We start from the raw sequence: 15,059 nt of genomic DNA, 5'->3' as shown, positions 1-15,059 counted from the left end.
TCCTCTAGAGAAAGCGATATTGTTTGTCAGGCAACTGCTATGTTAAATCCGAACTTAGAAGAAATAGAACTCTCTAAAGAAGAGTATCAACGATATTCTCGCCATATTATCCTGCCAGAAGTCGGGCTAGAAGGTCAAAAACGCCTTAAAGCTGCTAGCGTACTTTGTGTCGGTACGGGTGGACTTGGTTCGCCTTTACTACTCTATTTAGCTGCTGCGGGAATCGGACGCATCGGCATTGTTGATTTTGATGTAGTCGATAGTTCCAACTTGCAGCGTCAAATCATCCACGGAACTTCTTGGGTAGGGAAATCGAAAATTCAATCGGCAAAGGATCGCATTCTGGAGATTAACCCCTACTGTCAGGTGGACTTATATGAAGTCCGCCTCACCTCCGAGAATGCCTTAGATATTCTCAAACCCTACGATGTCATCATCGATGGAACCGATAACTTCCCCACCCGCTATCTCACTAACGATGCTTGCGTCATCTTGAATAAGCCCAACGTTTACGGTTCCATTTTCCGCTTCGACGGACAAGCAACCGTTTTTAACTACCAAGACGGACCCAATTATCGCGATTTATACGAAGAACCGCCACCGCCAGGAATGGTTCCCTCTTGTGCGGAAGGGGGAGTTTTAGGCGTTTTACCTGGGGTCATCGGTACGATTCAAGCTACCGAAGCGATTAAAATTATCTTGGGCGTACCCCCAGAAAATACCCTCAGCGGACGGTTGCTGGTGTACAACGCCATGAATATGACGTTTCGGGAATTGAGACTCAGACGCAATCCCAATCTTGCTCCGATTGAGAAACTGATTGACTACGAGCAATTCTGCGGCATTCCCCAAGCAAAAGCACAGGAGGCGCAACAGCAGATGGAAATTTCAGAAATGACAGTTCAGGAGTTAAAAGCACTCATCGACAGCGGTGCGGATGGTTACGTTTTAATTGACGTTCGCAACCCCAATGAATACGAAATTGCCAAAATTCCAGGGTCGATTTTAATTCCGTTGCCTGAGATCGAAAATGGTTCGGGTATCGAGAAAGTCAAAGAACTGGTCAACGGTCATCGCTTAATCGCCCACTGCAAGATGGGAGGACGTTCTGCCAAAGCATTGGGCATCCTCAAAAAAGCAGGTATTGAAGGCATCAACGTCAAAGGCGGAATTACTGCTTGGAGTAAGGAAATCGATCCCAGCGTGCCGCAATACTGATTAAAATTTTCGGTTTTTTTATCCTATTTCATTAGGGGCGGTTCGCAAAGAATTGCCCCTACTTGCTTAAGACCAAATAACTAAACGTTCTCCCATCCAAGTTTAAGAAGCGATCGCTCTAACTGTTGGTTGAAGAATAAAAATAGTTGGAAAGGGCTTGGTAAGATGGAGGGTGCTATACTCCTGCAATGAGGTGATGTTGAGGAGTTCAGATTATTCCTACGCCAGAACAAAGAACGCAGTGCTACATATTGTGCTGCTGGTTCACTAAGCTCTACTTACCTGTCAACATAGTTCGTATGGACGAACGAACAGGAAATGTATTTTTTCTAGCAGGCGAGGAGAATATCATAGAAATATACCCCAACGGACGATGGAGGTAGATCGATCGTTTTCGCGGCAGTTCTCATAAGTAAGATAGTAAGGTCTAACAAAACACTTGCACCAGATGCTATACGCTGATACTGAGTTATACATTACCTACCGATGGAGAAGCTAGCCGTTAGGATTTTTTAGATTTACTTGATGAATTCCCTATCTTTGGATTAAACGCGATCGCGCTTGAGATCCTGATGTTTAATTCCCTCTGCCACTGAATGAGTGGCTTTTTCCAATCTTGTTCCCACTTTTGGGCAAATAGAGATTTCGCCTGCTTCCCCATTTGCAAACCGCGATCGATTTCTTGTACTAACTTTGGCAGTTCTTTGGGCGCAAGGAGTGTACTAGATATTAGGCTGTTGGCAATCAACATCGCTGCTAAGGGGTAGGGAAATTGGGATAAATGGAATGCCTGCAACCCAATCTCTCCCGCACAGGAGGTATCAAATCCCGCGATAATGTGCCAAATGTCATGGGTTTGACTCAACCGTAGTTCAACATAACTTGCATCTGAATCTGCTGCCATATGAGAGTAGAGATCGGGATCGAACCCTTTATCCTTCATCGTGTAGGCGTATATATATCCCAACGAATCTTGAGGGTAATGCAATAGCTCATCTAAATTGTGAGCAGGTGGAATATAGCGATCGCGGATGAGCGCAGCACAGGCTGGATCGGCTTTAAGGGACTTCGCGGCTAATTCAAATGCAGGAGTTTCGAGCAAGGCAGCAGTTAATTCCCCCACTGAATCTAGACTTTCTTCTCCAGTCAACATGGCAGAGAAGGCTTTGAGAATAATCAAAGGTGAGTAATCGATCTCAAGCGATAGGACAAAAACTGAACTAAATTCGCCGACAAGTGCGATAAAGTAGGATTTCTATGCGATCCAAATAGCTTTTGTCATTAAGCATTTTGGGTGAGAGTCGATTTTGGGCGATCGCAGCTTTGACAAGATATTTCGCTCTAACTCGCCTTGCCATCACAGCAGCACACAAAGCACTGTAGCTAGGAATTCTTTGCTCCTGGAAATATCCTTGACGAGCTAAATGAGCCAGAGTGACATCCTCCGTGCGCTAACTCTTCGAGTATAGCGACGGCTTCCCTACCTCACAATAGGGCATTCCTAGTTACTTCCATTGCTGGCATTTCGTCTCTTATCTAGAACAGCCTTATGACTTATTCCCCGACAGACCGACGGACGCTCAGATGATGCGCCCGCAGGTGGCGCATCCGCGTCCTCGACTGCATAGGCATTTTCGATTCCCCAAAGTCCTTGGGTACTCTTTATTGGTTGACTCAGATTCCTTAGCTACTCCGATTTATGTTCACAGACAGGTTGGATACGCCAACACGAACGGCTGGTTCACTCGTGTATTTCGCCAAGGCTCGGTTGATTTCTGAGCTATTTATATTATCCGTCAACTCAAGCCCTTACTGTGTAAAGATTCTATGAAGATACATGACGTAGATTTGCCCGCCTCAGGGGATCGAACCCCATCGTCGGGCGCGGGGTGTCCATGTATCCCGACGCTGACTCTTCGAGTACAGCGCGGGACTTATTGCCCCCCGAACCCCCCAAAAGTTAAAAGGGGTTACTGGTTCAGATTGTGCGTTGGTACTAGCAGCGATCGCAAAAGACAACATCAAAACCGATAAACTACTGAAAATGAGCGATTTCATAGCAATAACCTCAGTACCGTTCTTGGAGTTTTTTTAGTTTTAATTGTTTATAAACATCTAAACACTAAAGTTAAAAAAATTGATGCAATAATTCAGGGCAACTATTTCTTTTGAGAATTTTTACTTTGTTTGGTTGCCCATTCTTGCTCCCATCGGTCAATTAAAGCCGGAAATTCTCGTTCTAAGAAGGAATATAACTCAAACATTTCTTGGAGTGCTTCCTTGCGTTCGCTTTCGTAGTCTTCGATCGCCTGCAACCCCCGCTGAGCCATCTGACGGTAAGCTGAGATTAGATATAACTCTTGCTTAAACGAGTGGAACCAGGGACGTTTTTTTAGCCGGAAATAATCGCGGCGATCGCCCATTAATTTAACTCGTTCGATCAGTTCTACCTGAATGAGAAGGCGACTTGTTGTACTAATGACACCCTTAGTAACCTGAAGCGCTTCTGCTAGTTCTGCACTGGAAACTAGAGGCGATCGAGAAAAGAGCAAGTGACCAATAATCTGCCCCGCCATGCGAGGCAATCCCTCCATCTCAAATAAAAGACCCGATTCCTCAATGAGTCGTTTAATCTCAAACTGACGTTGCTCTTCGTCCAAAACTAGCTCTCAGTAATATAGCTTGCATCAAACCCAGGCGGAATAATAAATCCTTAATTCCATCTTAAAAACTTAATTGCGATCGCAGTTTTAGCTGGATTGGCATTGACCAGCATTACTAGCATAGTATCTCCTATCTCGCCTGATTTTAGTCACGACAAGAAAAATTGAGCTTCTCAATCTAGATTAAATCATTTTAATTGTTTAGTCAATACTAAACGTTTAGAACAATAAACGCGCCAAATGATACTGACTCATACCGACTTGTGACGCGATCGCTTTATCCAGCCAACTCTCTAGCTCGGTTGTCAAGCCGCTTTGCGGCAATTCGTAATTACAAGCTCGTGCTTGCTCGTACCCCTTCAATTACGAATTACTCTCCGCCGCGCACGTAGCTCCCGCCTCCGAGCAGCGACGAATTACGAATTATTTAGTCACCCCATCGGGTAAAATACTCAAAAACCGGAAAGAAAAAAAAGGTATGATAGCTGGTCGAATGCGCGTACTTTCGCTACTAATCTCGGTCTTTTTGTTGACTGCCTTGGGAGGCTGCAACTCTAATAACACCGAAGAAGAGGTAAGCCAACCCAGCGTCACTATCGAACCAACTGCCGAGTCATTGACTCCAGAGCGATCGCCTGAGTTAGCTGAGGATGAAGCCGAAGCTTTCTATCAGGAATTGCTAGCTCAACATGGAGAAAATTATCACGAATGTCTCCAACCCGTTGAAATTGAATTGCGAGAAGCCGAGAAACCCGATGGCTTTGGGGAGTCTGCCCCGCCGTCGCCCAAGCAACTCAATGTGCTAGTTGCCCTTGATTCGTCCGGTTCGATGGCTGAAAGCGTCAGCGGCGGTCAAAAGATCGATATCGCCAAAAGCGCGATCGCTCAGTTTGTTAGCGGGTTGCCCAAAGCAGCTAAAGTAGGCTTGACCGTATTCGGTCACAAAGGCTCTAACTCAGCAGCAGATAAAGCTGCCTCTTGTGCGGGGATAGAAAATATTTATCCTTTGGCGCAACTCGATAAACCGCAGTTTACCGAGTCGGTCAAATCTTTTCAACCGACGGGTTATACGCCGCTAGCAGCCACATTGGAGCGCTTACAGCAAAATCTATCGGCTTACGACGGTGCCGACCATCAGAATGTCGTCTATCTCGTTTCAGACGGCATCGAAACTTGCGATGGCGATCCAGTGGCAGCCGCCAAGAAATTACACGCCTCCAACGCTAAAGTCATCGTTAACGTAATAGGATTTGACGTAAACAACGAAGCGCAACGGCAGTTGAAAGCGGTTGCCGAAGCAGGCGGCGGCAAATTTTTCTCGGCTCGAAATGCGGCTGATTTGCAAGATGTATTTAGAAACCGCCTTCAAGAAACGATCGAATTTTCTAGATACCAGACAACAAACAGGATCGACCAAGGTAGAGTATCTACAATAATGAGCATCGCAATTGGCAAGTTTTCTACCTGCGTCAGTATAAATTTGGGTCGCGAATCTACAGCTATTAGTCTAACTCTAGGACGTTTATCGCCCGACGACCCGCGCAGAAAGTATAGCCAATACGTTAAGCAAAAGCTGCGAACAAGGCACGAAAACATCCAAGATTGGCGCGATCGCGTTGTGGGCGAGCTAGAAAATCGTCGAGACGTAACGCTTGAAAAACTACAACAAGACCTAGATGAAGTCACCCGCGAGTTTACAGAAAATATGGGCAATACCAATTCGCCTTAACTCTCGTTACCAGACAGCAGCCCGATAACGAGGGCTAATTCCGAATTGATAAGAAAGGTGGTAATGCCTACCTTATTTTCTTTCTGATAGTCTTTTCTTTTATAGTTGGGTCAGCAGCGCTACGATAATGCCCAAAGCCAAGATAATACCTACTATCGGCAAAACATCGCGAGTACGAGGTGTTGGAGGTACGCCATATTCTGTCATGACTAAAACTTTGCTCCTTTTTATAAAATTATTGTGAACTTTATAATTAATATTCCAAGATTAATCTATATAAATACATCTATCTTAAGGATTATTTGAATTACAGCAATTTTCATAGTAATGGAAGATAAAATCCCTAGTTTTAAGGGAGAAGACAAAAGTGTTATCCTCCTTTTGCTATACTCCATCCAACTGAGGAACGCGATAACTATTGTCGTAAAAGCCAAGGAAACCTAGTGCGAGCGTCTATCGATTGCAGAGAAATAATATGTTAATGTTCTCAAAAAAGTTTTACCAAAAAAATTTAGAAATTTCAGAATTAAATTAATCTATATAAAAAAGAGAAAGCTTGTACCTACTGGTTTAGCTTAGGACAAGCTTTCGGGTTTAACTCTTCTCAAAATTTATCAAAAATTAAGCGATCGCTACCAATCCCTTCAATTCAAATATTTTCTCGATCGCCTCTTCTACGATCTTATCTGGGGTAGAGGCACCAGAAGTGACTCCAACAACGATTGAACCATCGGGCAGCCAATTTTCTGTCACTTCTAAATCCTTACCTAGTGGTTTGTGTTCGATGCGATTGCCTGGACCAATACGAGCCGCACTGTCGATATGATAAGAAGGAATGCCGCGCTCGATCGCGATTTCTTGCAGGTGAGTCGTGTTAGACGAGTTGTAGCCGCCGATGACCAACATCAAAGTTAAATTTTCTTCGACGAGGTTAAACATTGCATCCTGACGTTCTTGAGTGGCATCGCAGATAGTATTGAAGCTCATAAAATGCCGATCTAACTCCGTGGGACCATATTTCTTAAGCATGGTTCGCTCAAAAAGCTTGCCGATTTGTTCGGTTTCGCTTTTGAGCATGGTAGTTTGGTTGGCAATGCCAATTTGTTCCAAATCCCTGTCGGGATCGAAGCCTTCTGAATAGGCATTCTTAAATTTCGTCAGAAATTCTTCTCTATTGCCGCCGTTGAGAATATAGTCGCAGACGTAATTTGCCTGTTCTAAGTTAAGGACGACTAAATAGGTTCCTGCAAAAGAACTGGTCGCGATCGTTTCTTCATGATTGTATTTGCCGTGGATAATGGAAGTATAATCGCGTTTTTTATGCTTTTCGACCGAATTCCATACTTTAGATACCCAAGGACAAGTCGTATCCACAATCGTGCAACCTTTGTCGTTGAGCAGTTGCATTTCCGCGACGCTGGCACCGAAGGCGGGTAAAATCACGACATCGCCGCTCTCGACAGCGGAAAAATCTTTTTTGCCGTCTACAACAGAAATAAATCCTACTTCCATCTCCTGCAAACGCTGATTCACTGACGGGTTATGAATGATTTCATTGGTAATCCAAATCCGTTCGGTGGGGAAGTGCTGACGGGTTTCATACGCCATTGCGACTGCGCGTTCGACTCCCCAACAAAAACCGAATGCTTCCGCCAGTCGAATCGTAACTTCTCCCCGTTGCAGCCGATAGTTATTGTGGCGGATTTCTTGAATCAGATTGCTTTGATATTCGGTATTCAAAACCCCCATGACTTCGGCTTCGCGACCGAATCCCTTACGGTGGTAGTTTTCAGACTGTTGCAGCGAGCGCTTAAAGGCTTTGGTATCCATGTTTTTACGAGCAATATTCCCTTATTATTAACTCATTGTAGAGGCGACCCCTAACGATAACCAAATTCTGTAGAGGCGATCGCTCCAATAGATTTACAATTTTGTTGATGAAAACTGGAATTGCTATTTTAGGAGTCGGACGTTGGGGTGTCCATTGGGTGCGAAATTTTTTCCACCATCCTCAAGCCGAAGTTCTTGCCATTGTCGATCGCTCTGCTCAAAGATTAGCAGAATGTCGCGAGAAATTTCATCTCGACGAGACGAAAGTAGTTCTCGCCAAAGATTGGGAAGCGGTACGACAGCTAAAAGGCATCAATGCAGTAGTCGTGGCTACGCCTGCTTCGACTCATTATCCACTCATTGCCGATGCGTTACGGCTTGGCTATCATGTTTTGGCGGAAAAACCCCTTACCCTCGATCCGAGTGAATGCTTAGAACTGACGCGCCTTGCTCAACAACAACAGCGACAGTTATTAGTCGATCATACCTATTTATTTCATCCTGCCGTGGAACGAGGTCGGCAGGTAGCGCGATCGCAACAGTTAGGAGAGTTGCGCTATGGTTATGCCAATCGTACCCATTTAGGACCAGTCCGTCAAGATGTGGATGCTTTGTGGGACTTAGCAATTCACGATATTGCTATTTTTAATGATTGGTTGGGGCAAATTCCTACGCAGGTACAGGCTAGGGGAAGCGTTTGGTTGCAAGAGGGTTTGCCAGATTTAGTTTGGGCAACGCTGATTTATCCCAACGGGTTTCAAGCCATTCTTCATTTGTGTTGGTTGAATCCCGACAAACAGCGACGACTCTGTTTGGTGGGAACGCAGGGAAGTTTGATTTTTGACGAGATGAACTTACAAGCACCGCTAATGCTTCAGCATGGCCATTTTCAAAAGCAAGGAGAAGGGTTTATTCCTGTCGGACAATCAAGCGAGGTGTTGGAAATCGAAGCGGCCGAACCGTTAAAAAAAGTTTGCGATCGCTTTTTGCAAATGATTGGTTCTCGCGAAACTTGCTCCTTTTCTTCTGGTTGGATTGGCGCTCAATTAGTTCAAATTCTTAGTTGTTTGAGCCTTTCTCTACAACGACGAGGAGAGATAATTTCTGTGCCTCAGTTGCACCAGTCAGCGAATGGAGAGTAGCATGAGCTGAGAGAAAATTAGAGCAATTTTGTTCTCCTTAAAAAGAGAGGCTTGTAACCTGTTAAATTTTGAATTTTGAATTGTTTTGGTCAAGTAAAAATATATATTTATGCAAAAGAGATTGCCGAGCTAAACGCAATCGTGCTTAACTTGTATTAAGTTAATTCAATCGCGTTATAGAATGAAAATCGATTTTATAACTCTGCTGGGATTAATAGCTGGAATTCTGACGACGCTTGCCTATCTACCGCAGGCGATCAAAACTTGGCAATCTAAATCGGCTGACGACATTTCCTGGAGCATGTTGATAATTCTCAGCGTGGGAATCGTGCTATGGCTAGTATACGGCGTTTCGATTCGCAACATCCCCTTGATTGCCGCAAATGTTGTGACTTTTTTTCTAACCTCTATAATCTTGGTTTTGAAAATTCGATACAAGAATATTGTCTAGAAAGATCGGGGTTTGAATAGCGATTCGGAGTCAGCTAAGCTATAAGAAGATCGAATAGCTGATTGGCAAGCAGCATCCTCTCGGCAATTGCTATCATGAGTCCCAGGACGACAGGATTCTTGAATCAATAAAAAAATTTTTGATGCTTCCAATTAAAACCTATAACCAAGAGCGAATAAAGATCGATATTACTAAAGATACTTGCGATCGCATAGAAAATCGTTATGGAAGTTTGGCTAAATTTATAGAGAAATTACAGTCTTTCAATGCCGCTTTGGAGAAGAATAGAGACGAATATAATATCAATCCCTATTCCGACAAACTCGGGCAAGGAATTTATATCCTTGCTAAAGATAGTTCTGAATTAGAAATCTTTCCTCATTCAAGTCTAGCTTTAAAATGCTCTCAAGGAAAATTCTTGGCTGAAAATCTGAAAAAACAGTTTGACAGAAGCATTCAACTGTCTATTGAGTTTGAAACTAAACTCAATGCCCAAGAAAAAGCGATGCTGCAAATTTGTCCGGTTTATTTGCATTTTGAAACCAGCGCGATCGATGTCTTTTTTAAGCAGATTCTCTTTATGCAAAACATTGAAGGCGGCGTAACATTAGGAGAAACCAAAACTGGCTTTAGTCTAGAATTCTGTCAAGTTTTTAAGATACCCTTTCTTGAAGAAATTCTTGTCAAGCCTCAGTTTAATTTACATCTATTACTAGATAAAGATCGTCAACGACAACTCTTAAAAATTCAAACAGTTTATCTGTTTCGGAGATTATTATCAAAAGGAATTAGAATTTTTAGTCTAAATCAAAAAAATATTTTGCTTTCTCAAGATAAATATATAATTATCGATCCCACTATAGATTTTTTGAAGCCTATATCTCCGCTTTATAATATCTTGACCTATCAACTGTGTACTCACATAGCATAAATTTTCAGAGTCCTGTTTCTCCCTTCTTGCACCTACGCTTCACCCCATAATGGAATTCATTCTCTTGGTCAGTTGCGAAAGTCCTCTCCTATAGGACTAAATGATTAACTAGATAAGGCTTTGAGTCCGCTGAGATCTTGCGCCATTCTTAACAATCGCCGGGGAATTAATTTCCCGTCTCATATACCAAGCCCATTTTAATGGACTCAAACACTTATGCAGTCGTATGAAGACGACCGAATCGATAAAGTCCAGCCAGAAATTCACTATGAAACTTCGAAGAGAACAAACAATCTCATGCTGTTTTTGCGAGTCGCCGAACTAGAATCGAATGAAGATTGTTTATTTAAATTACCAGCAAATCTACAAAAATCAGTGTAATTACTGAGTTACGAGTCTCTGGATTTAATTTAAAATTCTATTTCAGATCTATCGATCGCAAACTTTACGAGTTCTGTTGGAACTGGGATGGATTCTGCTGCGCAGCTGCAAACCGAATCAACCACCGCCAAACCAATGCCAGTAGTGCAAACTTGGAATTTGGGGAAAATATACCGCACAGGCTTTTGGCTCAATCAAAAAATTCAATCCTTAAAAAGCTGCTCTCTGTCAGTATACAAGGGAGAAACTTTTGGCTTGCTCGGACCTAACGGCGCGGGAAAAACGACCTTATTAAAGACGCTACTAGGCATAGTTCGCCCCACTTCAGGACGCGCTGTATTACTCAATCGTCCCATAGGCGATCGCTGTGTCAAACAACGAATCGGCTATCTTCCCGAAAATGCCTATTACTACGATTATCTCACGGGGATAGAATTTTTACAGTTTGCCGCTGGCATCTTTCAAATCCCTGCATCGGTGCAGAAAAAACGCATTCCCGAACTTCTCGATTTGGTGGGATTAGATCGCAAGACCGCTCGCAAAAAGCAACTGAGACAGTATTCTAAGGGAATGCTGCAACGCATTGGCGTGGCGCAGGCATTGATCAACGATCCCGAATTGGTCTTTTTAGACGAACCGATGTCGGGACTCGATCCGATGGGACGCTATCAAGTCAGGGAAATTATTCTCTCCCTCAAAAAACAGGGAAAAACTATCTTTTTTAATTCTCACGTCCTATCGGATGTCGAGCAAATTTGCGATCGCATTGCCATCCTAGCCAGAGGAGAATTGATTTGCATGGGTTCTCTCGATGAAATTCTCGGTAGAGCAGACATTTACCAAGTCGTCGTTAAAGGCGGCGATGCCGAAGAACTCAAGCAATGGATTGACGAGTTAATCTGGGAAGATAATTGCTGGCACGGTCATCTCAAAGGCGATCCTCAAGAATTTCTCGTTGCGATCGATAAAATGAATGCCCAACTTATTAGCATGAACCTAGCGCGTGCTTCCCTGGAAGAATTTTTTATCCGTCAGTTGAGAGAGCGAGGGATTACTTCTAGCCATTAGCAACCAATTGAAATTAAACGTAGGTTGGGCACTTTATATAGCTAATATAAGTCTTCTCAATCCAGAATCGAAAACTTAAAAATAACATCGCCCAGGAAATCCGTAGAAATTCTTATCTAAAACAAAGGGAAGCGAAAAATTCCAGCGTTTTTATCGATGCTTTTAGCTTTATCAATTCCGATACTAATAGGAGAATGAAATGAGTTATTAATTTAATTTTTGTTATATTTTAGCACAAATTTAATGAGAAAAATGCTCATTAATAGTAAACAAAAATATGTTTCTCAATTTTTAAATCTTGAAGAAAACTTTGCGCTTTTGATGACATCAACAATTACTGTTAAAGAAATGCCGAAAGCTTATCCTAATATCTTAGAGGAATGACAAGAAATTTATTTTAATAGTCTAAAATATTAGATTAATAATCATCCTCATATTCGCAAAATAATTTTTGTTGAGAATTCTGGCTGGACGCTAGATAGGGTTCAACAAGCAATTGAAAATAATCCTTATAATAAAGAGGTTGAATTTATTTCTCTAGATTATAATGATTTTGCTAGGGAATTAGGGAAAGGATATGGAGAATGTTTATTAGTAGAGAAGGGGCTGGAGCAATCGAGTATAATTAATGGCATTACTCATTTTGCTAAAATTACAGGTCGGATTCATTTAAAAAATCTGACCCAAATATTAGAGGAAATCGAAGAATATTATGACTGTCTTTGCGATTATAAAGATTGGGGCTGGAGGGTAAAAAATCTATATAAGAATAACTCAGCAGAACCTTATTGCGATAATCGTTTCATAGTTTTTAGTAAAGAATTTTATTTTCAAAATATCAAGCCTCTCCATAAAAATTATCATAACGGATGTTTTTATATCGAAACTCAGTTTTATCAAGCCATCAAAAAATTAGAAGATGGCAAAAGAGTTATCTTTAGATTTCCGATTGAACCCGATTTTCACGGAATAGCCGGACACTTTGGTGGGAAAGACTACGGTAGTCTAAAAGAACGAACAAAGTTTCTTATTCGTTCTCAAACTCGCAAAGTATTACCCTGGGTACATCTTTGACTTTACTCTGACTCCAGTTAGTCAGTTAACGGACATTGTGTTGTAATGAAAGGATAGCTGTTGCACAATTGTTGCTGTTTCTACAAACAGACCTTTGATGGAGACTAAAGCCATTGGCGAGCTTTTTCCTTTATTTATCGGCGCCAGTCCAGAAACGTTAGAAAGGCTTGTTTCTGTTGCCCAAGAACAGGACTACTCAAAAGATAGTGCCGTTATTACGGAATCTGCCTGGGGCAAAGCGGTTTTCTTTATTGTCTGCGGTTGGGTAAAAATCCGCTCTTTGTATGGCAATCGGGAAGTTACCCTAGAAATTCTCAGTCGCGGCAATTGTTTTGGCGAGATGGCAGTCCTCGATGAATCTCCTCGCGCTACAGAAGCGATCGCACTTTCTGACGTACAATTACTAAGTATTTCGGCTCAACGCTTCCTGCAAATACTCCTCAAAGATCCCACACTGCATCACCGCATGTTGCAGCTAATGGCACACAAAATGCGCCAATTTTACTATCGTTTTCAATTATATCGTCATCCTCCTAGATTTAAGCTAATTAAAACATTAATTTTTCTTGCAGAGAACTACGGTCAACCTACAGAAAAAGGTACTAAAATTTTAAATATTCCCCATCAAGATTTAGCCGATCTGGCAGGCATTAACTTTGAAGAAACGAGCCGACTTTTGAACAAATTGCAGGATAGAGGTTGGCTAGAAATCGAACTGAGCGATCGCGCTTTATACTTAACGAATATCAAACAACTCTATCACCTTGCCAAACAGTTATAAGCATGACCAAAGCGAATCTTATCCAACAGCAAAGCTCATCTTTAACTCTTCCTATTATTTCTTATGAGGTAGCCATGCCTCAACCTACTTCTCATCTCTTTGAGGTAACCTTACAAGTTAAAAATTGGCAATCTCCCACGCTCGATCTCAAAATGCCTGTTTGGACGCCCGGATCGTATTTAGTACGAGAATATGCCAGAAATATACAGGATTTTGTTGCGCGCAGTAGCGACAAAAATCAGTCATTAATTAGTCGTAAAATTAGTAAAAATCACTGGCAAGTAAAAACCTCAAATTGCTCGAAAATAACCGTCTGCTACCGAGTCTTTGCCAACGAACTTTCAGTCCGAACCAATCATCTAGATGTAACCCACGGCTATTTCAATGGTGCGGCATTATTCTTCTTTATACCAGGCTTAGAAAAGCAGCCTATCGAAGTGACAATTTTACCGCCAAAACCTGATTGGAAAATAACGACTTCCTTACCTTCAGTCGCCGGAAAAAATAATACTTTTAAGGCACAAGATTTCGATGCTTTAGTCGATAGTCCCTTTGAAATTGGCATCCATCGCCTCTATAATTTTGAAGTTTTGGGCAAACCGCATCAATTAGCTATCTGGGGAGAAGGCAATGCCAATCCAGAGAAAATTATAGAAGATACGAAAAAAATTATTGAGGTAGAAGCCAATCTCTATGGAGAATTGCCTTATGAAAAGTATGTCTTTTTACTTCATTTATCAAATAATGGTTTTGGCGGATTAGAACATCAAAATTCTTGTTCGTTAAATTATCCTCGCTTTGGGTTTCGTGCCAAGGATAAATACAATCGCTTCATCCAATTAGTCGCTCACGAATTCTTCCATTTGTGGAACGTAAAACGAATTCGCCCAAAAGCTTTAGAAACCATTGATTACGAACGAGAAAATTACACGACATCCCTATGGTTTTCGGAAGGAACGACCAGTTATTACGACCTACTAATTCCATTACGGGCAGGTATTTATGATGATAAGAGCTTTTTGGAGAATTTAGGCAAAGAAATTACTCGCTTTCTAACTATTCCAGGGCGAAAAGTACAACCTTTAAGCGAATCGAGTTTTGACGCTTGGATTAAATTATATCGCCGAGATGCTAATAGCGATAATTCCCAAATTTCCTATTATTTAAAAGGGGAATTAGTTTCATTATTGCTAGATTTATTAATTCGAGAACGCCACAATAATGCGCGATCGCTTGATGATGTTATGCGTCAGATGTGGCAGCAGTTTGGGAAAGAGCAAATTGGTTTTACTCCCGAACAATTGCACGAAGCGATCGAATCGGTGGCTGGAATAGACTTAAGCGACTTCTTTGAGCGTTATATTGATGGAACTGATGAATTACCCTTCGATAAATATCTCGAACCCTTCGGCTTGCAACTCAAAAGCATTCTAGAAGAAGATCCCTATCCGTATCTAGGCATGAAAGTACAGGCAGAAAACAACAAACAAGTCATTAAATTTGTCGAAGCAGGTTCTCCGGCAGGAGTAGCTGGAATCGATGCAGATGACGAATTACTAGCGATAAATGGGATGCGAGTCACTGCCGAACTGTTGAACGAACGACTCAAAGATTATCAAGCTGGTGATATCATTCAAGTTACAGTCTTCCACCAGGACGAACTGAGAACGCTTACAGTCCAACTAGCAACCCCCCAACCCAGTCGTTATGAAATTGTACGGATTGAGAATCCTTCAAATATTCAAAAACAGAATTTCGTTGGTTGGCTGGAAAGAGTTAACTAGGAATCCA

Annotated in this window: 13 protein-coding genes; 9 read left to right on the top strand and 4 right to left on the bottom strand. The window is 42.1% G+C overall.

Translation table 11 applies throughout. From position 1 onward, the window contains the following. Positions 1–39: 39 nt before the first annotated feature. Complete coding sequence (moeB, locus tag PLE7327_RS02660; protein ID WP_015142321.1) at positions 40–1,218, top strand: molybdopterin-synthase adenylyltransferase MoeB; 1,179 nt, start codon at positions 40–42, stop codon at positions 1,216–1,218. 212 nt (positions 1,219–1,430) lie between these two features. Further along, positions 1,431–1,601 carry a hypothetical protein gene (locus PLE7327_RS26320; RefSeq protein ID WP_371265289.1) on the top strand — a complete coding sequence of 57 codons (171 nt, stop codon included), beginning with the start codon at positions 1,431–1,433 and terminating at the stop codon, positions 1,599–1,601. A 119-nt stretch (positions 1,602–1,720) separates the two neighbouring features. Here PLE7327_RS26320 and PLE7327_RS02655 read toward each other — a convergent pair whose 3' ends face one another. From PLE7327_RS02655 to PLE7327_RS24685, 3 genes are all read right to left on the bottom strand, one after another. After that, positions 1,721–2,413, bottom strand: coding sequence for a Coq4 family protein (locus PLE7327_RS02655; protein ID WP_051036372.1), 693 nt, complete (start codon positions 2,411–2,413; stop codon positions 1,721–1,723). Positions 2,414–3,377: 964 nt separating this feature from the next. Continuing rightward, positions 3,378–3,878, bottom strand: coding sequence for a GbsR/MarR family transcriptional regulator (locus tag PLE7327_RS02650; RefSeq protein ID WP_015142319.1), 501 nt, complete (start codon positions 3,876–3,878; stop codon positions 3,378–3,380). Between the two features lie 222 nt (positions 3,879–4,100). Beyond that, complete coding sequence (locus tag PLE7327_RS24685) at positions 4,101–4,244, bottom strand: hypothetical protein (RefSeq protein WP_186005361.1); 144 nt, start codon at positions 4,242–4,244, stop codon at positions 4,101–4,103. Positions 4,245–4,359: 115 nt separating this feature from the next. On the opposite strand from PLE7327_RS24685, the gene PLE7327_RS22510 reads away from it, so the two are divergent. After that, the gene (locus PLE7327_RS22510; RefSeq protein ID WP_051036371.1) at positions 4,360–5,610 is read left to right on the top strand and encodes a VWA domain-containing protein; all 1,251 of its coding nucleotides are present in this window, start codon (positions 4,360–4,362) and stop codon (positions 5,608–5,610) included. A gap of 621 nt (positions 5,611–6,231) precedes the next feature. Here the strand turns inward: PLE7327_RS22510 and PLE7327_RS02640 are convergent. Next, complete coding sequence (locus PLE7327_RS02640; RefSeq protein WP_015142316.1) at positions 6,232–7,440, bottom strand: 4-hydroxy-3-methylbut-2-enyl diphosphate reductase; 1,209 nt, start codon at positions 7,438–7,440, stop codon at positions 6,232–6,234. A gap of 107 nt (positions 7,441–7,547) precedes the next feature. Here PLE7327_RS02640 and PLE7327_RS02635 point away from each other — a divergent pair, with 107 nt between their 5' ends. From PLE7327_RS02635 to PLE7327_RS02610, 6 genes are all read left to right on the top strand, one after another. Beyond that, complete coding sequence (locus PLE7327_RS02635; RefSeq protein ID WP_015142315.1) at positions 7,548–8,582, top strand: Gfo/Idh/MocA family protein; 1,035 nt, start codon at positions 7,548–7,550, stop codon at positions 8,580–8,582. A 181-nt stretch (positions 8,583–8,763) separates the two neighbouring features. Continuing rightward, positions 8,764–9,033, top strand: coding sequence for a SemiSWEET family sugar transporter (locus tag PLE7327_RS02630; protein ID WP_015142314.1), 270 nt, complete (start codon positions 8,764–8,766; stop codon positions 9,031–9,033). Between the two features lie 142 nt (positions 9,034–9,175). Continuing rightward, positions 9,176–9,964 (top strand): hypothetical protein, encoded by a 789-nt coding sequence (locus tag PLE7327_RS02625; protein ID WP_015142313.1) that lies wholly within the window; start codon positions 9,176–9,178, stop codon positions 9,962–9,964. A 468-nt stretch (positions 9,965–10,432) separates the two neighbouring features. Continuing rightward, positions 10,433–11,413, top strand: a complete 981-nt coding sequence (locus PLE7327_RS02620) for an ABC transporter ATP-binding protein (protein WP_015142311.1) — start codon at positions 10,433–10,435, stop codon at positions 11,411–11,413. 1,171 nt (positions 11,414–12,584) lie between these two features. Beyond that, positions 12,585–13,268, top strand: coding sequence for a Crp/Fnr family transcriptional regulator (locus tag PLE7327_RS02615; RefSeq protein WP_015142310.1), 684 nt, complete (start codon positions 12,585–12,587; stop codon positions 13,266–13,268). Between the two features lie 2 nt (positions 13,269–13,270). After that, positions 13,271–15,052: a M61 family metallopeptidase gene (locus PLE7327_RS02610; protein WP_015142309.1), complete on the top strand. Its 1,782-nt coding sequence runs from the start codon at positions 13,271–13,273 to the stop codon at positions 15,050–15,052. Positions 15,053–15,059 lie beyond the last annotated feature (7 nt).

It is taken from the genome of Pleurocapsa sp. PCC 7327 (assembly GCF_000317025.1).
Taxonomy (GTDB): Bacteria; Cyanobacteriota; Cyanobacteriia; order Cyanobacteriales; family Microcystaceae; genus Hydrococcus.
The sequence above is the reverse complement of the archived record's forward strand: the minus strand, read 5'-3'. Positions and strand labels throughout refer to the sequence as shown.

Excerpts from the sequence above, each read along its gene's own strand:
- moeB (WP_015142321.1), top strand. The coding sequence starts at position 40 with ATGTTAAATCCGAACTTAGAAGAAATAGAACTCTCTAAAGAAGAGTAT.
- PLE7327_RS22510 (WP_051036371.1), top strand. The coding sequence starts at position 4,360 with ATGATAGCTGGTCGAATGCGCGTACTTTCGCTACTAATCTCGGTCTTT.
- PLE7327_RS02640 (WP_015142316.1), bottom strand. The coding sequence starts at position 7,440 with ATGGATACCAAAGCCTTTAAGCGCTCGCTGCAACAGTCTGAAAACTAC.
- PLE7327_RS02635 (WP_015142315.1), top strand. The coding sequence starts at position 7,548 with ATGAAAACTGGAATTGCTATTTTAGGAGTCGGACGTTGGGGTGTCCAT.
- PLE7327_RS02630 (WP_015142314.1), top strand. The coding sequence starts at position 8,764 with ATGAAAATCGATTTTATAACTCTGCTGGGATTAATAGCTGGAATTCTG.
- PLE7327_RS02625 (WP_015142313.1), top strand. The coding sequence starts at position 9,176 with ATGCTTCCAATTAAAACCTATAACCAAGAGCGAATAAAGATCGATATT.
- PLE7327_RS02620 (WP_015142311.1), top strand. The coding sequence starts at position 10,433 with ATGGATTCTGCTGCGCAGCTGCAAACCGAATCAACCACCGCCAAACCA.
- PLE7327_RS02615 (WP_015142310.1), top strand. The coding sequence starts at position 12,585 with ATGGAGACTAAAGCCATTGGCGAGCTTTTTCCTTTATTTATCGGCGCC.
- PLE7327_RS02610 (WP_015142309.1), top strand. The coding sequence starts at position 13,271 with ATGACCAAAGCGAATCTTATCCAACAGCAAAGCTCATCTTTAACTCTT.